We start from the raw sequence: 22113 nt of genomic DNA on the forward strand, positions 1-22113 counted from the left end.
CCGAGGAGAGCTTCGCTAACCAGGCGGCTACGGCGGCGCGAACCCGGCCCGGAGAGCTGAAAGCGGCGCCGCCTTCTACTCATCTGGCCAATTGGCAGGAAGCCCAACCAGCTCGTGCATCGGCTCGCCTTTCTTGCGTTCTCAAAAGGAGCGGCCTGCCGCGAAGACTCGTCCGCGGGCAACCCCGCGATCCAAGATTGAGTGCCGTCTTCAGCTTCTTAGTGGATAGGGGGCCGTCGGGCTGCCGGTGACAAGGAGATCAAGGAAGTGCAAGGGAGAAGGCGTACTGTCGATCGCGGAAAGCGCCGTGTTGAGACGAGCCTGCGCGGCAACTTGTTGAGCAGACAGGCCGCTCGCCTGCACCGCCTCGACGTTTTCGACGAGGAAGTCAGGCGACTTGTCCGTATGTTCGAGCTTGGGTTCGATCTCCAGTACCTTCAAACCCCGCGCCAGTAGCAGATGGTAGAGAAACAACTCGAAGAACGCGCTCCGATGCTGGTCATAAATGGCCGACCTGAAGCGCGCGACTAGGGTGTGAATCGGCGCCAAAGCATGACCCCCACAGCGCCAATTGAATCAAAATCTTATCGTGCCGATTGGCGAAGAGACCCCACGCCGATTCACACTGACGCTACAAAATGGCATCCTGCTGCCGGCGATGACGCTGCCCCTTCACGGTGACCGCGTCGGCGAGCTGTTCAAGTTCATCACACAGGGGCTGCTTTATCACCATTTCGGGGTGGTCCTCGACCGGCAGAAGCACGGCGTTTGGGCGGGCTTCCTCAACCGGGCGGGAGAAGAGGTTCACCGAAAACTGCTGTCCAGCAATGCTCGCACTCGTATCAAGGAGAATATCGGCGCCGGTGCCCTCGTGTATGAGGGCGCGCAGGGCATGGATTTTCCCGAGATGTCGATTTGGGTATTTCAGTTATTCGGTGGCCTCCGCACCAGCGGCGATCCTCACGAACCGGAAGCGGCAATGCGGATGGTCGGTGGGTTGACCGCTTCGCTTCGGGTGCTCCAGATGCTTGATGACGGCAGAGGCTCCAATTCCCCGGCGGCGGCTTAGGCGCTTCGGTCAGATCGTCGTAGAATCGCAATTGCGATATTGCGACGATCGGATCTGAGGCCAATGCTTGGGAGACCCGCCGTGCCCTTGCGGCAGCGACTCCGCGTGCCCATATCGAGCAACCCCGCTCGTCGGGCTTATTATATTCCTAAATCATTATTTTGATTATTTTGTCACCATCCTCATTGGAGAGGCACCCGCATGACCACCTACACCTACGTCGATAATTCAAACCTCTACATTGAGGGCTCCCGGGTATCGGCTGTGAAGAAGGGGATGGCCAAGAATATGGTGGAAGCCATGAACAACGGGGTCGTCGATCATGGCTGGGTGTTGGATTACGGAAAGCTCTACAAGTACGTGAGTGGAGAGAACACCGTAGCCAAGCTTTGGGGATCTCCGCCTCCTGGCGACTCGTTCTGGAAGATGGTCGACAAGGCCGGGTTCAAGACGCAGGTTTTCAACAAGAATGCCGGCAACAAGGAAAAGAAGGTCGACGTGGCGATCGCAACCGCCATGATGGATGACGCGTTTAACGTCATCGACAAGGAAAATGACGATATGCTGCTGGTTGCCGGGGATTCCGACTTTGTGCCGGTCGTCGCCAAGCTGATCGAGCGCGGCTTCAAAGTCGAGGTGGCATTTTGGGGCCAGGCGGCACGGGAGCTTCGCGAAGTAGCCGCCAATTTCTTCGAGTTGGACGACAAGCTGGAAGAGTTTACTCGAACCGCTTCAAATGTGGGCCCAGTGCGAGCCTCGATGGCTGCCCCGGCCAAATTGCGGGCCTAGGCGTAACGGCGACGGTTTGCCACCCGCTGATAGGCCGCGGTCACATTGAGCCGCATGCGAACCAATGGCTCGCTAACCCCGTACATGTCTGAAGCCTTAGAGATTGATAGATCTAGTGCAGCGATGTGCATGGCGGCTTCCTCCGAGACCAGAAGCGCGGGCCCTAGCCAGTTGGCCTCCTCTTCCATTGCCTTATCGTAGTTGCGCGTGCCCGAAGGGTCGAAAATCCTCATCGGCGGGTGCAAGAGCAGGCCGTGCGCCAGCTCGTGGCTGATATCTGCGGCCTGCCGCTTCTCATCGTGGGCGTCGTTATGAACGATGAAGCGCTCCTGCTCGACCGCCAGAGTAACAGCCGAAAAATCCTTCTGACCGTTGACCGTTCGTAGGTAGGCAACCGCTTCGGGCGCCAGCTTTGCGTAATCACTCAACGGAAAGACAGGAAATTCGAGATGCCTCGCCAGTCGCCAGGGGCAAAGCGGAAGATGAGGAGCGATATCCAACTCCTCGCGGAGGCTGGTCGCATACCAATTCGCTTCAGCTTTGAACCCCCGACGGTAGGCCATTCCCAGCTACTGCCTTTTCCTAAACTGCTGGTACGCGGCCTTGATCAACGCCTCCAGCGCCTTGGCGCCCTCTTTCGATAGGTTAGGATCAGCCCGAAGGTGCGCCGTTAGCTCCGCAAGTGGCTCTCGCCCTTCTCGTGGCTTCGAGATACCGCGGGTGAACTGCTCGGCCTTCAGGCCCGACCAAGCACACAGCGCCGCCAAGCTATCCACATCGGGCCGCCGCCCTTGGGACATGCGGGTCAGGCTAGATGCCGGCACCCCCGATTGCTCTGCGACTTTCTTCCAAGTGAGATCTCGCGCGATTCGCACGCCGTCGATTGCAGCAAAGAACGCCTCCCCATCGAATTTTCCTGACGCCATTATCCCGTGATCCGCCTGCCTTGATCTTGGACCCGAATCGGGCCACAATTGCAAGATAGCAATCGATGCCGTTCTGGCAATTGCTGATTTGGAGATACCAACCATGTCGAAATCTTCTAAAGGCAGCGGTCCTTACCGCAGCGCGGTCTCTGGGCAGTATGTCACTCCCAAGTATGGGCGCGGGCACCCTAATACAACCGTCCATGAGTCGGCGGGCAGCCACGGCTCCAGCGGGCCGCACTACCGCAGCGCGGTCTCCGGCCGTTACGTCACCACCAAGCACGGCGTGTCCCATCCCAACACTACGGTGAAGGACAAGTAGCCATGAACTTCGTCCACAACGACCTGGGCTTTCTTAACAGCGGGGCGGTGGTCGAGGTCAGCCTCGACCACGCCGCCAACGTGCGGTTAATGGATGCCAGCAATTTCCAGAGCTACCGCCAAGGCGGGCAGCACCGCTACTTCGGCGGCGAGGCACGGCAGTCGCCCATCAGGCTGCGTGTACCTCAGTCGGGGCATTGGCACGTGGCCATCGACCTTGGCGGACGCTCGGGCACGATCCAGGCCGGCGTCAGGGTTTTCTCATAGAAGGACGCCTGTTGATGAACGCGCTCGAACAGTTCGGCGTCCTGAACCCGCAAGGTTGGCGAATGATGTCCGAGCAGGATTACCTGAACGCTATTCTGGCGCGCGAGCAGGTCAGCACCGGCCTGGCGTCGCCTGCGCTGTTCGTGCCTGGCGTGATCAAGCCAATTGTTGATCAATGGGCCGGCCGATACCTGCTCGACATGACGCCGAGCGGCTCCTACGCGAAAGGCACGGCCAACCGGAGTGGCACAGATCTCGATCTGTTCATCTCGCTTTCGCCGGACACGGTGGAAACCTTGTCCGACATCCACAAGACGCTGGCCGCGACGCTGAAGGCGGCCGGTCATCAGCCGCGCCCGCAGAACGTCTCGATCGGCATCAAGGTCAATGGCTACGCCGTGGACCTCGTGCCCGGCAAACGGCAGAACTGGCTGTTCAATGATCACAGCCTTTACAAACGGCGCGGAGACACCTGGACTAAAACCGACATCTCGCAGCACATCGCGAAAGTGAAAGGCTCGGGACGTCAGGCGGAAATCCGGCTCATCAAGCTCTGGCGCACCCAAAAGGGCTTGGAATTTCCGTCGTTCTACCTCGAACTCGCGGTCATCAAGGCGCTTGAATACGCGTGGCTGTCGCCGCTGGCTGACAACATGCGAACGGTGTTCGCCTATCTGCGCGACAACATCGCAACGGCGAGGTTCGTCGACCCGTCCAACACCAACAACATCATCTCGGAAGATCTCACCATCGCAGAGAAGCAGGCCATCAAAAAAGCCGCCATAGCCGCGCTTGCTGCGCCTTATTGGCGGGATATCGTTGTATGAGAGGCTGGTCGCTCGAAAGGCTCTTGGCCGGGCTGCACGGCGAGATCTCGCTCCGGCTTGAGCGCAGCCGTGGCGCCATCGGCCACCCGGTGGCCAAGGGCGACGCGACCGAAGGCATCTGGATCGAGTTGCTCAAGAACTATCTGCCGGAACGCTATCGGGTCGACCGGGCGTTTGTCATCGATAGCACCGACACCGCCAGCCAGCAGATCGACATTGTCATCTATGACCGCCAGTACACGCCCCTGATCTTTAAGCAGGACGGCACATTGGTGATCCCCGCCGAGGGTGTCTACGCGGTATTCGAGGCCAAGCAATCGATCGATGCGGATCAGGTCGAATACGCGACGAGGAAGATTGCCAGCGTGCGGGCCTTGCACCGCACCAGCTTGCCTATCCCGTCCGCCGGTGGGCCGCAGCCGGCCAAGACGCCAGGGCACATCCTCGGCGGCCTGCTGACGTTTGAGAGCGAATGGAGCCCGCCCATGGGCGCCACACTGCTCAAGGCCTTGAAGGCAGCGGAAATGATCGCACCGCTGGACTTGGGGTGCGTGGCGGCCCATGGCATTTTTATGAGGCAGGACGAGAGCTACGAAATCGAGGCCGACAAACGCGCCGCGACGGCCTTTCTATTGGAATTGATCGCGAGACTGCAGACGGCGGCAACGGTCCCTATGATCGATGTGCGAGCGTACGCTAAATATCTGAAGGGTTGGGTAGGTTCTCTGGGATAATGCTCCAGATCAGTTCGGGATCTATCGTGAATGCGATTCCACGATTTCACGTCCCTGACTTGCCTCCTCCTAAAACAGCTAAGGAAGGAGCCTATTCGGCAGCTTCGCTAAGGTTCAGATGGTAGCGCGTATGCCGAAGTTCGCCCGTTCTGGTCAACGCGCCTTTGGCGACGAGGTCCTGAAGGTCACGCGTTGTAGTCGCGCGTGGCGCCTTTGTGAGCGTAATGTAGTTCTCCGCGCTCAAGCCGCCGTTGAAACCATCAATTCCCTCTTTGAACATTCGGGCGATGACCTTCTCCTGGCGGGCGTTGAATTGCCCGCGCAGACGCTCATAGAACTTCGTCTTCGCGATGTAGAAATCCACTCGCTTGTTGGTATTTTCCTGCGCTTCGAGGATTGTGCTGCCGAAGTAAAGCAGCCAGTTCGTTATCTCCGTGCTCTTGTTGTTGCGTTCGAGGGCCTCGTAATAGGCCTTCCTTTTGCGTTCGATCGTGTAGGCCAACGCAATGAGGGTCGGCTGCCCTAGATTTTGCGCGAGTGATTTTTCCGCCAGTGCGCGCGCGATACGGCCATTCCCATCTTCGAATGGATGGATGCTGACGAAGTAGAGGTGCGCGAGGGCGGAGCGCGTGATCGCTGGCAACGGATGTCTACCATCCTGCCCGGAGCCGTTGAACCACTTTATAAATGCGCTCATTTCCGCCGCCATGCGATCAGAGGGCGGCGCCTCAAAATGAATTCTGCGCCGGCCGATAGCCCCGGAGACCACCTGCATGGGGTCGGGATGAGTCCGATAAGCGCTGGTCCGATCCCCGCTCATCAACATGCCGTGCCACCCGAACATAGTTTCGTCGGTCAAGGACCTCGCGAAGTTGAGATATAGGTCGACCATCATCTGGGCGATGCCCCGTTCAGCGGGAGGCACGCCGGCTTCCTGCCCTCCAAGTCCGAACTGGTGCCGTAGCGACGACTGGACGCTGTCGCGGTTGAGAATTTCGCCCTCGATCTCCGAGGTCTTCAGGGCCTCATCGCCGATGAGTTCAATCCGCAGGTTCTCCTGGTCGTCCGGGCGGACATGCTTGAACGCGCCGATGAATTCCCCTGAGCGGAGGAGGAATTCAGCCTCCAACGGGTCAAGGGCGGCAGCGTCATAGGTAAAATGGGGCCAAGTCGGCTCTTCCCAGTTCCAAAGCATGAGTTATAGAACTCCTTTCTATAACTCACTATAGGGCGCGTATTGAGCTATAGAAAGCAATTCTATAACTCATCAGGGATCAGTGCGCCTTTTAAGCACTCCAGCGTAGATTTTCACTCATTTTATGTGTATTACCTGAAAAATGAGTAATGAAATGACACCCCCTCCATATGATGCGCTCGGAAAGCTACTGGCAGAACTCCGCCAAAAGGCGGGAATCGACAGCCAGGCCGAGTTGGCGACCCTCGTCAAAAGCAGCCAGCAAACAGTGAGCAGGTGGGAAGCGGGACAATCGCGCCCGCGTGACCGGCAGATGCCCCTGATCGCCGCCGTGCTGAAGGCTGACTTGGCCGACCTCCTCGCCGCCGCTGGCTTCACCCGGAAGACGGTAGTGGTGAGTTTTGACCAGCCATTCCCGATTGACGGACTTACCCCGGACAGCTTTGAACGCTTCTGTCGGCACTTCTTACAGGCCATGTACCCCGAAGCCCGCGTCGAACATGCCGGCGGACAGGGACACACCCAAGATGGCCTCGACGTCACCGCCAACTTCCCCGACGGCACGACGTTCAGCTTTCAATGCAAGCGCGTCGATCAATTCGGCCCTCAAAAAGTGCGCGACGCAGTCGCCAAGCACACGGCGGCGGCCACGAAAAAAGTCCTGTTGCTGACCAAGATCGCGAGCCCGCAAGACCGCGCGGTCATCAAGGACCATCCGGATTGGGAAATCTGGGACCGCGAAGACATCTCCTACAAGATCCGCCAATTCCCCATCGCCGATCAGGTGAGGCTCGTCGACATCTTCTTTCGGGGCCAGCGCTTCGCACTCCTCGGTGTCAACGAAGCGGGCCCCTGGGAGACCAGCGACGAATTCTTTGCCGCCTTCAACAACGCTGAGGGCGTGTTCAACCACGTCTGGAACCTCGTCGGCCGCCGGGGCGACCTCGACGCCCTGAAGCAGGCTCTAAGTGAACCGAGCGTTTCAGCAGTCCTGCTGATCGGCACCGGCGGGTCCGGCAAGTCACGCGTTCTCAAACAGGCCGTTGAGGCATTCGAAGCCGACAACAAAGGCATCGTCGTCCGCTACTTGTCGCGCAACGCCGAGCTAACCAAGAAAAGCCTTGAGGATTTGGGCGATAAGGAAAAGTTGCTCGTCGTCGATGACGCGCACGACCAGAGCGATTTGCAGATGCTCTTCCAGTACGCTGCCGATCCTTCCAACAAAGCCAAGCTTTTCCTCTCCTTCCGTCCCTATGGGCTCGACCACATCAAGGCGCAGGCCAGCATATTCTCCTTGGTCGGCCCGTCCCTCAGGGAAATTGTACTGGAGCGGTTGACCCTCGCCGAAAGCGAACAACTCGCGAACCAGGTCCTGAAGAAGCACGGCGGACCGATTTCCGCCGCAAAGGACATCGCCCGCCTCACGCGCGACTGCCCGTTGGCCACCGTCGTAGGTGCTCAAGTCGTCGCCAAGGAGAAGCGGCAGTTTGACCTTGCTCAGCACGAGGACACCTTCAGGACGCTGCTTTTCTCGCGCTTCCAGACCATCATCGCAGGACAGATAGGAAATAAGAGCGAAGCGGGAACAATCAAAAACGTCCTACGGATGCTTGCGCTTTTACAGCCCATTCATCCCGAAGATACGGCTCTCCTTCACGTCATCGAGCAAGTTGAGAACGTCAAACCGCACGATGCTACCCGCATCATGCGCTTGTTGATCGAAGCCGGTGTCCTGTTCAAGCGCGGTGCGCAATTTAGGCTCTCGCCCGACGTCCTGGCCGATTACATCATTGAGGAGCATTGCGTCGGCGCATTGGGTGCCTCATCAGGCTACGCCGAGACCGTCTTCGCACATGCTACCGAAAAACAAGCCGAACATCTCCTGATCAACCTCAGCCGACTCGATTGGCGGCGGTCGAATGGCGATCCCAGTAACAGCAAACTGGTCGATGGAGTCTGGAGTAAGCTCAAGCCGGAGCGCGATTACGGCGATCCACACATTAAGGCAGTTGCGGCCGTTGCGTACTATCAGCCCTCCAAAGCAATCGAGTTTGCGGAGCGGCTGATCTACGAAGGCAAGTTTCTCAAGCAGCTTCCTGAAATCCTTCGCAACGCGGCGTTCAATTTTGCCCACGTGCGCCCAGCCTGCGAAGCCCTATGGGAGCTGGGTAAGCACGACAGCCGCCCGCTTGCGCAGCATCCCGAGCACCCGATCCGCATTCTGGCGGAACTGTGCGAGGTCCAACCTAACAAGCCACTGGTCTACAACGAAGCGATCGTCGATTTCGGGCTGTCACTCCTTGAGCGACCGGATACATGGCAATACGCCTACACGCCGCTGGATATCCTTACACCTATCTTCGATACCGAAGGGCACATCACCGAATCTCACAATTTCTCGCTAACCTTTAAACCTCACTTCGTGAGGGTTGAGGCAATCAAGTCGCTTCGCACCAAGGTGTTGACCAAAATCATCGACCTGCTTTTCGATCCGGACGTTCGTCTCGGCGTTCTCGCGGCTGACGCGCTGGCGAAAGCTTTTAGGTACCCGATGGGTATGTTCAATAGCGCCGTTTCGCCGAAGACCCGGGACGAGTGGACTGGTGTCTTCGTCGAAGGCTTGAATGCGATCGAGGCCGCGCTCCGGGCTCGCCCTGTAGACGACCTCGTCCAGTTATCGGTGTGGAAAGCGATCTCGTGGCACATTCAGTACGGGAAAGGCGACGCCTCTGACGCGGCACGCCGCCTTCAGGCAGGCTTACCCAATTCTCTTGGCTTTCGGACGCTGACGGTGCTCGTCGATGGCCACGGCATCGAATTTCGGCGCATCGACCCGATCAAACATCGGGAGAAGTGGGCCACCCACATCGCTGCCCTGGTTTCGGACCTGGAGACCACTTATCCCGACGCAGAGGCGCGTCGCGCGTTCATCGGCAACCTTCTAGCGAGCATCTCCAAGAACTACAAACGGTCGTCTGCGGTACCTTATACCCTGTATGAAGCTCTGACACGGTCATCAATCGAGTTCGGTCGGGCCACCCTGGCCAACGCTTTGGCCCATTCTGAATCGGAAACCGCCCGCTTTCTGCCCGGGGCCCTGATCGCCTTATGGGATCACAGCCCGGACGAAGCGCGCGCGGCAATCGGGAAGCCGCTTGCGACGGGCCGCGAACAATTCCTCGCCTCGGTTGCTCAGGCCTATTACCGGATCTTGGCCAGCGGGCTCTATAACGATGCCGATATCGCAGTCCTGCGGTCGTTGCTATCCAACCCGAACACCTCGGTCGTCCGGAATGCGATCAATGCCCTTACGAGCCTCCCTGAAGAGAACGTCAGCCTGGTCATCGAATTGACCCGTGTCGCAAATATTAGCGAATCTGAACAGCTCGCCAACGAACTGCTGACGGTCTTCTCGTTCAACGGACTATTCAAGCATCTGGCGAAGGAGGATGTTGAATGCCTCCTGGACAAGCTGATGGCGGTTGCCGAGCTTGATGGTCATTGGATCGAAGAATTTCTGGCCCAGGCGTCGCAGGCATTTCCCAGAGAGACCATGAACTTCTTCACGCGCCGGGTCGACCGTGCCGGCGAGAAGGAGGAATGGAAATACCGCCCGATCAACCACGGGCCCTACGGTCACGTCCCTCTGCGCTTTCGCGATTCCGGGATCTATCCGGAGCTGCTCAGGATGGTGGCCGAGTGGATGAGAGCGGGCAAGGGCAAACCCTTCCTGTTCACCTACCGTGCCCGCGAGCTGTTCGAAACCTGTTTCAGGCCCTTCGATGGCGAGACCGTCAAGTTCCTTGAAGAGTGGATTGCGACATCCGACGAGCAGGACTTGGACCTGATTGCCGGCATACTCAACGAGGCGCACCATTCCTTTGTCTTTACCCATCGTCCGTTCGTGGAGCGCTATTTGGCGAAAGCCAAGCAGGTCGGCCCGGAAGCGCTGAAGCACGCAATCGGCGCCCTCTTCAGTTCGGCCATCAGCGGTGTCCGTTCAGGCACTGCTGGAGAACCGATGCCGCGAGATGTCTCCATGAAGGAGCAGAGCGAGCAGATACTCCAATCACTCCCGCGGTTTTCACCCGCCCATAAGCTTTACGACGGAATTCGGAAACATGCCGAGGAAGGCCTCGCGGAGTCTCGGCACGTCAAGGAGTCTTTTGAGGACTAATTCGCCGTCTCACGACAGCTCGTCAGGATGCCGGAAAAGTTTTCGATATCCTATCGCGGGAGGCGAATGGAATAACATGAGCCAATTTGCCGGTCCGCTTCGGCCGGGTCTCCGTGAGATCGGCGCAATCGACATGATACTTTGAGGCCCACCATGCCAACCAAGCGAGACCGCCTAGCGGTCAGATTATTCAAAGTGATCGAGGGAGAGGCCGAGGGGGCCTTCGCTATCACAGTATTTCTCGTCATCGTGCTCGCAGCAATCGGTCTCACCGCTTTGAGAATTTACACTTGGCAGTAGACCTGTTCTCCGGTGCAGTCTAAATCTTCGTTGAGAAGACCGAGGGTGATGGCCGATTGTCTGCTGACTACATCCAGATTGTGAATAAGCGCCGAACTTTGACCCCCGCTGCGTTACGTCAACGTGCTTCATTCTGACGCCGAATTCCGGGCTGCCCTGAATGGTGACACCGATGGCGCCATAGCGACGGCCCTGTCGATGATGCCGATCAACAGCATCGATTTTCACACCGACATCGCGATGACGGCATTGCTGCGCTGCGCGCTCGCTGGTCAGGCAGCCGCCGCGCTCGTCCTCGCGCAGATCGTAGCGCTCACTGACGTGGGGCACGCCCTCTCGAGAGAACTCTCGGTGTCGTGGCTGGGGTGGGGCTTCCGCTACTCTACCGAACCTGAGAAATTCGGTGAGGCCGGCGCCGTGGTGTTGTCGGCGATCAAGGCTCACGAGAGCGGGACGAAGGAAGACTAGCCGAGCAGTCCTATCCGCTGTCACGCAGAACCAGGTCGAATCCCCAGGTGACGTGGCGCTCGCCACCGCGATTGACGACATCGATGGCGACTAACGTGCATCGCCATTGGTACCGCTGCGACTGGGATCACCAGCTCGTACAGTGGACCAGAGAAACGCCCGAGCCTCAGAACTCGCCCTGCCCTACGTGCGAGCTGCTGCAATTCCTCTGGGCGAGCGAGGACATGACGACGGCCAAGTTCAAAGAGGACAACGGCATCGTCGATCCGCCGCAGCTCGATCTCTTCAAATAGCGAAAGCCGTCAGTGCGATTCCACCCACGGAGCAGCGATTATCAGGCACGCTGGCGCGGAGAGTGGGCTCATAGAATTCGCGTTGAGAGCTTTTGACTCGCTTTCGGAAAAACCCGAGACCAGATAAGCGCTTCAACTTCCGATCTCGGCAACGCAAAATGAACGAGATAAGTCGCAATCGCGTCAACAAGCTCCGTGAACGCTCGGTTTGCTCTGGCGGAAAGAGGGAAAATGGAACCGTAGCGTCACGCCCGTGGACGGACAGACGATCGCATTGGTTAGAACCCGGATGCGCGCGGCCAAACTGCGTGGTCTTTAGGAAGCGCAGCGAGCGCCGACTTCAGATCGGCGGCTTGTTCGGCATCAAGTATCGCTCGCTCATTGGGTTTGCAGTATACCGGCCGACGCGCTCCGCCGTGAAGAGAAGTTATTGGAAATACGTAGCTTTTGGGTTGTTTCCCACGGTGCGCACCATGCCCGCTCGCCGCCCGACATTATGACCTATCTTCGAAGCCTAAGCCGAGGCAACCGTCCCTGCGGACCGTGCCTTGGATCTTCCTCTCGTCTTCTCATCCGGCAACCCATTCGCCAAAGCAGCTTTTCGCATTTCAACTGCCTTGGCCAAGCGCGGATCTTTCTTTGCAGCTTCGTAGGCCGGCAACACCGCCTCCATCCACATCAGCATGCCTTCAGCCTTGAACACCACGCGGTCGGCGGCGCTGTAAACGCTCTGGGTGATGGCAGCGACCTCACGCGACATCTTGTCTGAGCCGCTCACGCGATGATCCAAGAGCGCGGATGCATATGCACCTTCGCCAAAATTCTCGAAGAAGCTGGTGACGGACCGACGCTCGTCATGAGGGGCAATCCGGTTCGGCAGCCCGACGACAGTGAGCAGATCCGGCCATCCCGGCTTTCGTCCGGTCAAGGCATCGAGCGCGTGATTGAGAGAGGAAGGGGTAATCGCTTTATCCAGATGGGCCGGTATGCGATTGTCGTTACGTTGCTTAGCAGCGAGAGCGCGCACAAGATACTTGTTGCGATCCTGCGGAAACGCCCAGTTCGAGACCGCGCCCAATTGCTGCTTCGAGTACCGCGCCACTCTTTCCAGGATCTCGATCGCAATAGGCGGAACGCTCAGCTTGATTTCGCGCTTGTTTTTCACCTCATCTGGTTTCCAGGTATAGACGCGCCAGCCGGCACGCTCCGGTGCGGGATCAGGGATCCAGCGATCGGAGCCTAAAGCGAGCATGTTCACCAGAGCGGAGCTTCGCTGTGGGATCATCCATGAAACCTGCAGGGCACCCAGGACCGCATCGTTGTTATTGCCCCCCAAAGGTCTGACGGCCTCCAGAAGCGCAATGAGCATCCCGATCTGCGCCGGGGTCAGATAACGCTTCGAGCGGTCCTCCATCTCATACTCGTGGGATAACGCCTCCCACCAGGTAGCAGTCGGGTCGAGGCCAGTGAAGCGCCGCTTTTGCTTGAGTCCCCAGCGCAAGACCCGCTTTGCGAGATCGACGTATTTTGCTCCAGCGGAGGGACCTGAACCGCTGGCATCAATGCGGTCCCGAACTTCTTCAAGATCTTCGAGGCGGAGCTCCTTTACGAAGCGCTTCTTGAGTTGGGCGTTTTCCGGCCGATCTCGCAATCGGGTCTCAAGCTCGGTAATCGACGAAGGCGCAAGGCGCAATTTGGCTGCTTCATTTCGACCGCCATCTTTCGAGCTTTTCGTTCGTTGCGCGTATTGATTAATCAGCGTCTCGAAAGTCCACAGTTCTCCCTTCAAGGCTTCAGCGCGGTCAACCGCGATAGCGACGGACTTTTCGTCGCCACCCATCAGCCTGGTTTCGATGACGGCGTCCGGATCGCGCCCGTTTTTGATCGCGAATATTGCCTCGGTGGCGATCTTCTTCACCTGGGCGAAAGTGAAGTCTCCCGCCGCGCCAAGCCGCCGTTTGACAACCGTGGATTTCTGGCCTCGGATGCGCGTGCGGGCCTGCACATAGTAGGCGACCTCCCCGCCCCTGACGCGGATGCTCAGGCCTCTGGGATTATCGATAGCGAACTGGCATTCAGCGTCCGCGTCGCGCAGCGCGCCGGCCTCGCCAAGCAAATCCTTCGTCAGCGCGTATCGCTTGTTTGCCATTTCGTGGCCTTTTGGGGATACATGGGGATACATCGATATGGAGACGCAAGGCCCGCCCTGCAAGCGGTCGATTTTCGATCTTCCCATAACCTATTATACTGTCAACAAAGTTTGCTTTTGACACCCTCCAGGCGATATTCTGTTTACAGGCAAGTGGTTTTGTAAACCGAAGGTCGGGGGTTCAATCCCCTCAGCCGGCACCAGCGTTCGATGCGCGCTCAACTTCAAGTCTTCCGCGCGCTGCCCTGTTGAAGATGCTCGATATCAGCGCCGCTAATCTCGACCCAGGCATGTTTCGACTGCTCGAAAACCGATTTGATCGGGGCCGGGAAATTCGAATCCGCGATCGCGCCGATGGCGACGCCGATCATTGCCGGCAGATTGTCGGGCTTCCAGTAGACCGTCGAGCCGCACTCTGGGCAGAAATGGAAACGGACCTTGCCGCCGCTGTCGGCTGCACGAACATACTCCTTTGATGTTCCCGAGATGGTGACGGCCTCAACCGGATAGAAGGCGGCGACGCCGAACGGCGCCCCGGTGCGTCGCTGGCACTCGATACAGTGACAGGCCGCGACCCGGTTGGTCGGTCCCGGAAGCGACAGCGCAACGGCGCCACAACTGCATCTGGCATCGATCATTGACCACCCTCCTTGCATCTATTGCTTCGATGTCTGCGCCAAGTCGCGGCGATGATGGCCAAGCGGCCTGTCAAACGGGCTCGGCACCGCCGTCGGGCAACTCATCCAGCCTCCAAAGCCCGAGGCTCTTGTCGCGCCAGCTGCCACCGCCCTCGTCGCAGCGCTCATCGATCAACTCGCGCGGGGCTGGCCAGTCGAACGGCGGCTTGGTCATGTTGAGCGCGCGCCAGTCGCCGTCCTCGCAATCGCGATTGTCCTCCCACTCCGGAAACGTCGTGACCAGCAGGAATTGCGCGCCGCTCGCGCGAAAGCGTGAAATGGCGCGGGCGATGTTCCGAAAGCTCAGATGCACGAGACAGTCGCGGCACAGGATCAAATCGCAACGCGGCAGGGAATCGCGCGTGATGTCGGCGACGAGAAAGCGGCCTCGCAATTCGCCTCGCGCGGCCCGCGCGCTGTTGGCTGCGATCAGCGACGGCACGATGTCGATGCCGGTATAATCGACCTCGAGCTTGATGCTGGCGATCCAGCCGGCATCGCCACAGGGCGCATCGAGCAGCGAGCGCGCGCCAAGGCGCTGCAACAAGCCGGGCAGCGCCTCGCGGATCGCCGCGGTGGCCCGATCTTCCGACCCAAGCCCTGAGACCGAGGTCGTAGCCCCCCACAGGTTGGTCCGCTGGATCCGCTCGAAGCGCGCGGCGAGGTCGAGGCCGGCAAAATTCTCGCGGTTGGCAACGAAACGCTCATGGGCGAGCACATCGGGACGATGGGAGGTCATCGGGTGGGACTCGCGTCAAGATTCCGTCGCAAGCGAAATATAGATGCGACAGAGCGCGTCTGAAACGTCTCTCTAGCAGCCAGTCGACAATTGGCGGACCAGATGCGCTGTCTGAGTGCTCGAGCTTAGTCCGGCTTCTGCCACTCCATGATGTGGAAGAACGGCACGCGGCGATGACGCGCAATTCTGTCGGGATCGCCGCCGGTGGGCTCCGGCTCGACGAACATGCGCAACTGGAGGCCGATGTTGACCGCTTACGTCGCGGGGATGGCTACTGACCACAGTTTGGATCAGAGTTCAACATGAGGTAGAGTGCAGGCGGCATGCAGCCCACCACCAGCCGAGAAAACGCCAAGATTATCGCTGGAGCGGTCGCGGCCGTCGTCGCGACGGCTTTCCTTTTCGTGATCGCGATGGCGTTCTTGCTGCCGCAATAGGATCGGCAGCTTTCCGGTGGCGCGAGGCCGCCGGACCTTTTGCGTCGCGCAGCTCAGGCCGCGCGGACCGTCCGCAGGAATTTTCCGACTTCGTCCTTCAGCCGGGTGCTGTCGGTCGCCAGCATCTTCGCGGTCGAGAGTACCTGCGAGGACGCCGAACCGGTCTCGGCGGCGCCGCGCTGCACGTCGCTGATGTTGGTCGAGACCTGTTGGGTGCCGTGCGCGGCCTGCTGCACGTTGCGCGAAATCTCCTGGGTCGCGGCGCCCTGCTCCTCGACGGCGGCGGCAATGGTCGAGGACACTTCCGACAGCCGCTCGATGGTCGCGGAGATGTCACGGATCGCCGTCACCGATTCTTGGGTGGCGTTCTGGATGCCGGAGATCTGCTGGCTGATCTCGCCGGTCGCCTTCGCGGTCTGCTCGGCCAGCGTCTTCACCTCGGAGGCGACAACAGCAAAGCCGCGGCCGGCCTCGCCTGCCCGCGCCGCCTCGATGGTGGCGTTCAGCGCCAGCAGGTTGGTCTGGCCCGCGATGGTGTTAATCAGCTCGACGACGTCGCCGATGCGCGTGGCCGCGACCGAGAGCTCGCTGACCCGCTCGGTGGTGGTGCGGGCCTGGTTGACGGCTTCGCTCGCCATCCGCGCGGATTCCTGCACCTGGCGGCTGATCTCGTTGACCGACGAAGACAGCTCCTCGGTGGCGGTTGCGACCGACTGAACGTTGCCCGTGGCCTCGCCCGAGGCAACCGCGACCACCGAGGTCAGCTCCTGCGCACGCTGCGCCGTGGTGGCCAGCGTCGAGGACGACGCTTCGAGCTCGGTGGAGGCGGATCCGACGGTGTCGATGATCTCGCCGACCGCGCGCTCAAAACCGTCGGCCAGGTTGACCATGTCGCGGCGGCGCTGCTCGGCGGCCTGCTTCTCGGTTTCCACCTGCGCAGCCTTGAGGCGCTCGACCTCGAGCCCATTGGTCTTGAAGATTTCGACGGTCCTGGCCATGTCGCCGATCTCGTCGCGGCGATCCTTCTCGGGCACCTCGATCTTGAGATCGTTGCGGGCGAGGCCCTCCATCGCGAGCTTGAGCCGCGCAATCGGCTGCGACATCGCCTTGAGGCCGATGAATAGCGCGATCGCGATGCCGAGCAGGAGCCCGCCAGCGCTGACGCTCATCACAGTCCACGTCGCGGATTTGGCGTCGCGGTTGATGGCATCCTTGCGCGCGGCGACCGCCTTGCTGACATCGGATGTAAATGCCGCAACACGCGTAAGCGATGCATCGATCAGCGGGTCGCACTCCTTGTGCGCACGGTCGGCAACCTTGGCATTTTCCTCCGGGCTGCTCGCGGCGGCGCCGGCCTGGAGCACCGCATCACAGCCCGCGAACACGGCCTTCAGCTGGTCGCTGAGGCTCTTGATCTCGGTCGTGCGCGACGGATCGTCCTGCTCTGCCGCGTCCAGGAATTGACGAATTTCATTGCGGTTCTGGTTGGCGGTCTTCAGGCGGCCGGCATTGCCCGCTTCCGTCGTCTCTGTGAAGACCGCGTAGAGCGCCGCATGATAGGTCTCGAGGCGGCGCTGAGCCCGCGTGAGGTTGAGGGCTGCCGATTGCGCGGCCGAGAGCTCGCCAAAACCGTCGACGGTCGCGGAGAGCTCGCGGATGCCGAAGGTGGCGACGGCGACCAGGGCACAGCCCATCACGGTCACGATCAGCGCAACCTTCAACACGATCTTCAAATTGTTCAAAAAGCTCATCGCAGCCGCCTAATCATTTTCGGTCTCCATTGACCGAAGCAGTCCCAACGGCGGCATTGGAACCCGCTAACGTTAAGATTTGATACTAATTGACGCGCGTAACCTTACGGGAAAGTACCCATTCGGAGGCGCTACGCAAGCCCGACGTAAGCTTCGATCGGCTATAGGGCCGCCCGATCTACGATTGCCGAGCCGGAACCAATCGCGAGGCTTGCTGGTTCTCGCCCCATGCGGATCAGAGAAGACAATCGAAACATGTTCCTGCTGACGACGGTCACGCTGTGCTGCGCCGTCGTCGCCGGCGCGCTCGCGGTGCTGGAGCCGGTGTTTGGCGAGCCTCCCGAGAAGCAGGTCGCCGACCACAGGCCGATCGATAGCTCGGCCCAGGCATCGGTCCGGGTCGTCGGCGCGCCCTTCGTGCCCAATGTCAATCCGCGCCAGCGCTAGCTGGCGATCAGGTCGGAGACGCCTCCTTGCCGTCCTCGGGCCGGGCATGGGCGCGCACCAGATCCTCGACGAACGCGATCACCTCCGCCCGCTTGTCAGGCGGCAATGACAGAAAGGCGCGCACGAGCCGCAGGCCCTGCACTTCGTCCGACGGGTCGGCTTCGGAATCCATCGATCCAATGTCGGGCTTTCGGGAAAAATATGCAATCCCTTGCAGACAGCCTTCTTGATTCGGCGCCCCGGCTTTGGTGGAATAGCCCTAACAGGGTGGTGGATCATGAAGTGGATCAGGGAGCGCGACGCACTGATCGCGCAGACACTGGCCTTCGTTCAATCGGTCTCCGGCAGGAAGGACGACGTTCGTCAGCCGGATACCGCTGCGGCTGCGCCGGTCTTGGCCGCAGAGATTGTCTCCGTCCAGGCCGTGACCGTCGCGTTCGAGCCACCGCAAGCGGCTCCGCCGCCCCAGCCGCTGCCGGCCCACCCACCTCAAGCGGGAGCCGATTTCCGCAGCGAGATGCAGGCCCGCATTGCCCGTTTCAGAAAACATCAGGAGCGCTTCGAGCGCGAGCGCGAGGAATATTGCGCGGCGACCCTGACCAAGCTGCGCGCCGCCATCCGCGATGCCGCCCCGCCGCCGGCCCAGAAGTAGGGCCGGCCCGCCTGAGCCCAAGACCTTACAGCCAAGGCCTTACACCCAAGACCTTACAGCCACGACCACACCAGCCAGAGATTGGCTGCGCAGGCGCCAAACAGTGCCAGCGTCAGTGGCAGAAGCATGTGCCCACAGCAGGTTTTCAGGTCGGTCGACATGGCCGGAAACATCCGCTGATTCCGCCAAACGAGTCCCAAAGTTTCTTTTTTTGAGGATTCAGGACTCGTTAAGGACTCAGGGCCCGGCTGCTTGCCCCTCTGATCACGGTCCCGTGATCGACCCGGAACCGCTCGCCCCATCAAGTCGTTAACGCGTTTTCCGGGAGCGGGAAGCATGCCCTACGCCCTGTTCTGCAACGACGGCCAGATCAGCAAAGCCTATCCGAGCGAAGCCGATGTCTGGAAGCTCGCGCAACGGAGCGGTCTGGTCGTCGATGTCGGCACCGACGAGGAGCGGCAGGGTCCGCGCCGGGTGCTCGACAATGACTATGAGATCAAATCGTGCCGGGCCGCCCAAGGCGAGGACCCCGCCAAGAACAAGGCGGACGCAGAGCGGGAATCCAGGATGGAGCTTCAGCTCAACTCGTGAGATTTGACCGAAGGCTGGCCGAGTGCCTCAGGGCGTCGCGGTCGCCAGCGAGGCCTGCTCACCGGCAAGCGCCACGCAGGCCTTGCGGCGGTGCAGGCCGCGGATCGCCCCGGTGACCTTGAGCACCTTGCCCGACGGACAGGAGGCGTCCTTCACAAAGGCGACCTCGTAAGGTGCCAACATCAGAGGCTCGGATTTGAGGATTGTTTGGGCAGAGCACGGCAAGGCGACGAAGCACGAGACCACCACCGACGCCAAGATACGCATGTTCGTTGTCCCACCAGCCCGGCAATTGAGTATTAACGCGCGCCGGAGTGCGAGTTCCGTAAGTCGCAAAAATTATTTTTGCTTTACCCGATCCCCGTGACACGCGTGAGAAGGCGCGCGCCAGACTGTTTGCTTGCAAATGACGCGCCAGATGGTTCACGCAAGGCAAACAAGCGAAAGGCCGGCGGGAAGCCGGCCTTTGCCAGATCGTGCTCGTACTGCGCGGCGGCTCAGTAGCGCGAGGCCGCCGGACCGCCCCAGCCGAAGCGGTAGTTCACACCGACCTTGACGGTATGCTCGTCGTCCCGGCCTCGGACGCCGACGACGTCGGCCGGACCGGAGGTGATCGTCGTGCTGCCGAAGTTGTAATACTGGTACTCGGCCTTGGCCGACCAGTTCGGCGCGAACATGTATTCGAGGCCGGCACCGACGGTATAGCCGTCCTTGCTGTTGCCGGTGGTGGTGAAGGCCTGCGGCACGCCGGCGACGTTCACGCCAAGACCGCCATTGCGCCAGGCGTAACCGCCCTTGGCATAGAGCAGCGTCGGGCCCCAGGTGTAGCCGATGCGACCGGTCACCGACCCGATCTGGTCGGTGTTGGATGTCACCTGCGTCCCCAGCGGGAACGTGACGCCGTTATTGTTGGTCGGCAGCCAGGAATACTGGGCCTCGATACCCACCACCCAATTGGGCGCGAACTGGTAGTCGAAGCCGCCCTGCACGCCGCCCAGGAAGCGGGCGTTGCTCGACTGGAAGGTGCTGTTACCGGCGAAGGCGCCGCCGACATGGCCGCCGATGTAGAAGCCGGTCCAGTTGTAGATCACCTGCGGCGGCGTATAGGCCGGTGCCTTGGTGTAGGTGCGCGGCTGCATGTCCGCTGCGGCCGCCGGTGCGGCCAGAGCGAGCAGAGCCGCTGCCCCGAGCAAAATCGTCTTCATGATCATCCCCGTTCTTTCATCTACGACACTCAGGAAACAACGTGGCCTGAATTGGGTTGCTTCGCGGCGATGCCGGAACGTTGATTGTTCGTGACTGTGACGGAGCGGCAACACGCGCTTTGTTCCATCTCGTCGGCCCGCGCCGACAGATTTCGTCGTCCGCACAAGTCCAGCCGTAACAATTTGTCGCAAGGCAAAACCGATCCGTTCAAAGCTCGCCGAAATGTGATTCAGGGCTCCGGCGGCTGTTGTCTAGCACCGCCCGATGACGGCGGGCTTTGCGCTACCGCGTCATCTTTTCTAGTTCTGGAAAGGGTGCGTAAACCGCGCCCGCACAGACCTCGTTGGCGCGATCGACGACGCGGTCGGCCCGGCCGTTGACATAGACGACGGCGCGCTCGCGCATCGCCTTATAGCTGCCGTCGGTCTCGCGCGGTGTGAAGTGCAGGCAACTGATATAGAACTGCCGCCCGCCGACCTCCCGCAGCGCCGGATCGGCCATGGCGGCGTCGTGCACGCCGACCGGGTTGTTGAGATAGGCGCGCATCAGGGCCAGCGCGTCGCTACGAAAATTATCGGGGAACGGCTGCGGCGCTCCGGCCTGGCCTCCCTCCATCAGGGATGGGCGGTCACCATCACTGCCGAAACAACCCGCGAGCGCCAGAGGCAGCACCAGGATCGCCGCGCGTTTCGCCAATTGCCCCAAGGAATCAAATTCTCCAGCCGTTCACATCAGGAAATGTTCTAGCTCCAAGGTTGCGCAAAGGGAATTCGCTTCCGCAAACGGCGCACCGGCCCGCCGCCATCACCTCGCGTTTGCGCGCGAGGCGTGACGAACGAGCCGGGCCTGAACTCCGCACGCGGCAGCAGGGCAATCCAGGGATGCCGCCGCGCGGGATCAGTCGTTAGCTGCGCTTCTCGGTGGTCACCGGCTTGCCGAGGTCCGGCTGCGCCTTCAGCGACTTCTTGGCCGACAGATGCTTGTGGTGATGGCGATGCGTCCGCACGGTCTTGTGCTCGTCGGGCGTGATCGCGGCGTTGGCGTTCATCGCCTTCGACTTGGTATCCACCTTGGCCCCCGACTTGATGTCGGCGGTCTTGGCATCCGTCTTGGCGGCGGGTTTGGCGGCGGTGGTCGAGACCTTGCTCTGGGTCTGGTCCGCCTTGATGACCGGCGCGGTGGTCGTGGTGGTCTTGCCGGCCTCGGCGGCGAAGGCCGGGGCTGCGATCACGGAAGCTGCGAGCAAGGCTGCGGAAATGGTCTTCAACATGGTGGTCTCCTCTTGGTAGGATCTTGGGCGGCGCCCTCTCGCCCACCCTTCGATCATGGGTCAGAGCCTAGGGGGAGCGCACTGAACCCTGTCTGAAGCACGCAGCCAGCTTCCGTTCATCTTGATGACAAGTTTGTCATCTGAGGAAAGGCGAACAGACCGGGGTGCCGGGAATGTATTTGCGTACCCGGTGTTCCGGTATTCGGGCAATCGTGTAGGATCGCCACGTTCCATACGGGAGAACTTCAATGCGCAAACTCTCAATGCTTGTAGTGCCGGGACTCGTCGCCATGTCGCTGGCGGCCGCGCCGGTGCTGACCAGCGCCTATGCCGCGGGAGGCGACGAACCTTCATCGCCGCCGAAGTCGGATACCTCGACCAAGAAGGGCAAGAAGAAGAGCTCCTCCGTCAGCGATCCCAAATTCCTCGCGGCCTATCGCACCGCCTACACCACGATCTACGACAACCATGACTACACGAGCGCGATCGGTCAGCTGAAGCAGCTCAAGCGCGATGACGTCGCCGACGTCGCCAACCTGATCGGCTACTCCTACCGCAAGCTCGGCGACTACCAGTCGTCGAAGGTCTATTACGAGATCGCGCTGAAGGACGATCCGAACCACGTCCGCACCTGGCAGTATTATGGCCTCTGGCAGCTCGAGCAGGGCAACCGCGAACAGGCTCAGTATCACCTGAACAAGATCGCCTCGCTCGCCGGCACCGACAGCTCCGAATATCGCTCACTGGCTGCCGCGCTCGACAAGCCGACCGGCGCGACGCTCGTCTACTAAAAGCACCGCATATCTGAACTGAGCGAACGGGCACAAC

25 protein-coding genes are annotated in these 22113 nt (G+C 60.4%); 12 read left to right on the plus strand and 13 right to left on the minus strand.

What is annotated here, in order from left to right:
* Positions 1 to 210: 210 nt before the first annotated feature.
* Positions 211 to 549 (minus strand): hypothetical protein, encoded by a 339-nt coding sequence (locus tag ACP2YP_RS25205; protein WP_426418981.1) that lies wholly within the window; start codon positions 547 to 549, stop codon positions 211 to 213.
* A gap of 22 nt (positions 550 to 571) precedes the next feature.
* On the opposite strand from ACP2YP_RS25205, the gene ACP2YP_RS25210 reads away from it, so the two are divergent.
* Both ACP2YP_RS25210 and ACP2YP_RS25215 read left to right on the plus strand, forming a co-directional pair.
* Entirely contained in the window at positions 572 to 1069 is a 498-nt protein-coding gene (locus ACP2YP_RS25210) for a hypothetical protein (protein ID WP_426418982.1), read from the plus strand.
* A 201-nt stretch (positions 1070 to 1270) separates the two neighbouring features.
* Entirely contained in the window at positions 1271 to 1858 is a 588-nt protein-coding gene (locus ACP2YP_RS25215) for an NYN domain-containing protein (RefSeq protein WP_426418983.1), read from the plus strand.
* Here the strand turns inward: ACP2YP_RS25215 and ACP2YP_RS25220 are convergent.
* On the minus strand, positions 1855 to 2421 hold the full coding sequence (locus ACP2YP_RS25220; protein ID WP_426418984.1) for an ImmA/IrrE family metallo-endopeptidase: 567 nt from the start codon (positions 2419 to 2421) through the stop codon (positions 1855 to 1857). The two genes, ACP2YP_RS25215 and ACP2YP_RS25220, sit on opposite strands and share 4 nt — an antisense overlap.
* Positions 2422 to 2427: 6 nt before the next feature.
* Complete coding sequence (locus tag ACP2YP_RS25225; protein WP_426418985.1) at positions 2428 to 2889, minus strand: helix-turn-helix domain-containing protein; 462 nt, start codon at positions 2887 to 2889, stop codon at positions 2428 to 2430.
* Positions 2890 to 3108: 219 nt separating this feature from the next.
* Here ACP2YP_RS25225 and ACP2YP_RS25230 point away from each other — a divergent pair, with 219 nt between their 5' ends.
* The 3 genes from ACP2YP_RS25230 to ACP2YP_RS25240 are packed head-to-tail and all read left to right on the plus strand — an operon-like array spanning position 3109 to position 4933.
* Positions 3109 to 3372: a DUF1883 domain-containing protein gene (locus ACP2YP_RS25230; protein WP_426418986.1), complete on the plus strand. Its 264-nt coding sequence runs from the start codon at positions 3109 to 3111 to the stop codon at positions 3370 to 3372.
* Positions 3373 to 3386: 14 nt separating this feature from the next.
* Positions 3387 to 4199, plus strand: coding sequence for a nucleotidyltransferase (locus tag ACP2YP_RS25235; protein ID WP_426426268.1), 813 nt, complete (start codon positions 3387 to 3389; stop codon positions 4197 to 4199).
* Between the two features lie 23 nt (positions 4200 to 4222).
* Positions 4223 to 4933 carry a DUF6602 domain-containing protein gene (locus ACP2YP_RS25240; protein ID WP_426418987.1) on the plus strand — a complete coding sequence of 237 codons (711 nt, stop codon included), beginning with the start codon at positions 4223 to 4225 and terminating at the stop codon, positions 4931 to 4933.
* Positions 4934 to 5024: 91 nt separating this feature from the next.
* Here ACP2YP_RS25240 and ACP2YP_RS25245 read toward each other — a convergent pair whose 3' ends face one another.
* Complete coding sequence (locus ACP2YP_RS25245; RefSeq protein ID WP_426418988.1) at positions 5025 to 6128, minus strand: Fic family protein; 1104 nt, start codon at positions 6126 to 6128, stop codon at positions 5025 to 5027.
* A 154-nt stretch (positions 6129 to 6282) separates the two neighbouring features.
* Here ACP2YP_RS25245 and ACP2YP_RS25250 point away from each other — a divergent pair, with 154 nt between their 5' ends.
* The 3 genes from ACP2YP_RS25250 to ACP2YP_RS25260 all read left to right on the plus strand — a co-directional run bounded on the left by ACP2YP_RS25250 (position 6283) and on the right by ACP2YP_RS25260 (position 11366).
* Positions 6283 to 10305 carry a helix-turn-helix domain-containing protein gene (locus ACP2YP_RS25250; protein ID WP_426418989.1) on the plus strand — a complete coding sequence of 1341 codons (4023 nt, stop codon included), beginning with the start codon at positions 6283 to 6285 and terminating at the stop codon, positions 10303 to 10305.
* 498 nt (positions 10306 to 10803) lie between these two features.
* Positions 10804 to 11073 carry a hypothetical protein gene (locus ACP2YP_RS25255; protein WP_426418990.1) on the plus strand — a complete coding sequence of 90 codons (270 nt, stop codon included), beginning with the start codon at positions 10804 to 10806 and terminating at the stop codon, positions 11071 to 11073.
* Between the two features lie 83 nt (positions 11074 to 11156).
* The gene (locus ACP2YP_RS25260; RefSeq protein WP_426418991.1) at positions 11157 to 11366 is read left to right on the plus strand and encodes a hypothetical protein; all 210 of its coding nucleotides are present in this window, start codon (positions 11157 to 11159) and stop codon (positions 11364 to 11366) included.
* A 514-nt stretch (positions 11367 to 11880) separates the two neighbouring features.
* Here the strand turns inward: ACP2YP_RS25260 and ACP2YP_RS25265 are convergent.
* From ACP2YP_RS25265 to ACP2YP_RS25280, 4 genes are all read right to left on the minus strand, one after another.
* Complete coding sequence (locus ACP2YP_RS25265; protein ID WP_426418992.1) at positions 11881 to 13515, minus strand: hypothetical protein; 1635 nt, start codon at positions 13513 to 13515, stop codon at positions 11881 to 11883.
* A 224-nt stretch (positions 13516 to 13739) separates the two neighbouring features.
* Positions 13740 to 14153, minus strand: coding sequence for a GFA family protein (locus ACP2YP_RS25270; protein WP_426418993.1), 414 nt, complete (start codon positions 14151 to 14153; stop codon positions 13740 to 13742).
* Between the two features lie 70 nt (positions 14154 to 14223).
* A complete protein-coding gene (locus ACP2YP_RS25275; RefSeq protein ID WP_426418994.1) occupies positions 14224 to 14931 on the minus strand; it encodes a class I SAM-dependent methyltransferase in 708 nt (235 codons plus the stop codon).
* A 490-nt stretch (positions 14932 to 15421) separates the two neighbouring features.
* Entirely contained in the window at positions 15422 to 17119 is a 1698-nt protein-coding gene (locus tag ACP2YP_RS25280; RefSeq protein WP_426418995.1) for a methyl-accepting chemotaxis protein, read from the minus strand.
* A gap of 228 nt (positions 17120 to 17347) precedes the next feature.
* On the opposite strand from ACP2YP_RS25280, the gene ACP2YP_RS25285 reads away from it, so the two are divergent.
* Complete coding sequence (locus tag ACP2YP_RS25285) at positions 17348 to 17566, plus strand: hypothetical protein (RefSeq protein WP_426418996.1); 219 nt, start codon at positions 17348 to 17350, stop codon at positions 17564 to 17566.
* A gap of 7 nt (positions 17567 to 17573) precedes the next feature.
* On the opposite strand, the gene ACP2YP_RS25290 is transcribed toward ACP2YP_RS25285, so the two are convergent.
* Positions 17574 to 17738 carry a hypothetical protein gene (locus tag ACP2YP_RS25290; RefSeq protein WP_426418997.1) on the minus strand — a complete coding sequence of 55 codons (165 nt, stop codon included), beginning with the start codon at positions 17736 to 17738 and terminating at the stop codon, positions 17574 to 17576.
* A 105-nt stretch (positions 17739 to 17843) separates the two neighbouring features.
* Here ACP2YP_RS25290 and ACP2YP_RS25295 point away from each other — a divergent pair, with 105 nt between their 5' ends.
* Positions 17844 to 18218 (plus strand): hypothetical protein, encoded by a 375-nt coding sequence (locus ACP2YP_RS25295; protein ID WP_426418998.1) that lies wholly within the window; start codon positions 17844 to 17846, stop codon positions 18216 to 18218.
* Positions 18219 to 18554: 336 nt separating this feature from the next.
* Entirely contained in the window at positions 18555 to 18809 is a 255-nt protein-coding gene (locus ACP2YP_RS25300) for a hypothetical protein (RefSeq protein ID WP_426418999.1), read from the plus strand.
* 27 nt (positions 18810 to 18836) lie between these two features.
* Here ACP2YP_RS25300 and ACP2YP_RS25305 read toward each other — a convergent pair whose 3' ends face one another.
* The 4 genes from ACP2YP_RS25305 to ACP2YP_RS25320 all read right to left on the minus strand — a co-directional run bounded on the left by ACP2YP_RS25305 (position 18837) and on the right by ACP2YP_RS25320 (position 21285).
* On the minus strand, positions 18837 to 19076 hold the full coding sequence (locus tag ACP2YP_RS25305; RefSeq protein WP_426419000.1) for a hypothetical protein: 240 nt from the start codon (positions 19074 to 19076) through the stop codon (positions 18837 to 18839).
* A 230-nt stretch (positions 19077 to 19306) separates the two neighbouring features.
* Complete coding sequence (locus tag ACP2YP_RS25310) at positions 19307 to 20014, minus strand: outer membrane protein (RefSeq protein ID WP_426419001.1); 708 nt, start codon at positions 20012 to 20014, stop codon at positions 19307 to 19309.
* Positions 20015 to 20297: 283 nt separating this feature from the next.
* Positions 20298 to 20720: a hypothetical protein gene (locus ACP2YP_RS25315; protein WP_426419002.1), complete on the minus strand. Its 423-nt coding sequence runs from the start codon at positions 20718 to 20720 to the stop codon at positions 20298 to 20300.
* A 199-nt stretch (positions 20721 to 20919) separates the two neighbouring features.
* Entirely contained in the window at positions 20920 to 21285 is a 366-nt protein-coding gene (locus ACP2YP_RS25320; protein ID WP_426419003.1) for a His-rich protein BRANT, read from the minus strand.
* A gap of 248 nt (positions 21286 to 21533) precedes the next feature.
* Here ACP2YP_RS25320 and ACP2YP_RS25325 point away from each other — a divergent pair, with 248 nt between their 5' ends.
* Complete coding sequence (locus ACP2YP_RS25325; RefSeq protein WP_426419004.1) at positions 21534 to 22076, plus strand: tetratricopeptide repeat protein; 543 nt, start codon at positions 21534 to 21536, stop codon at positions 22074 to 22076.
* The last annotated feature ends 37 nt before the right edge of the window (positions 22077 to 22113 follow it).

It is taken from the genome of Bradyrhizobium genosp. A, assembly GCF_049949275.1.
In the GTDB taxonomy this organism is placed as follows: Bacteria; Pseudomonadota; Alphaproteobacteria; order Rhizobiales; family Xanthobacteraceae; genus Bradyrhizobium.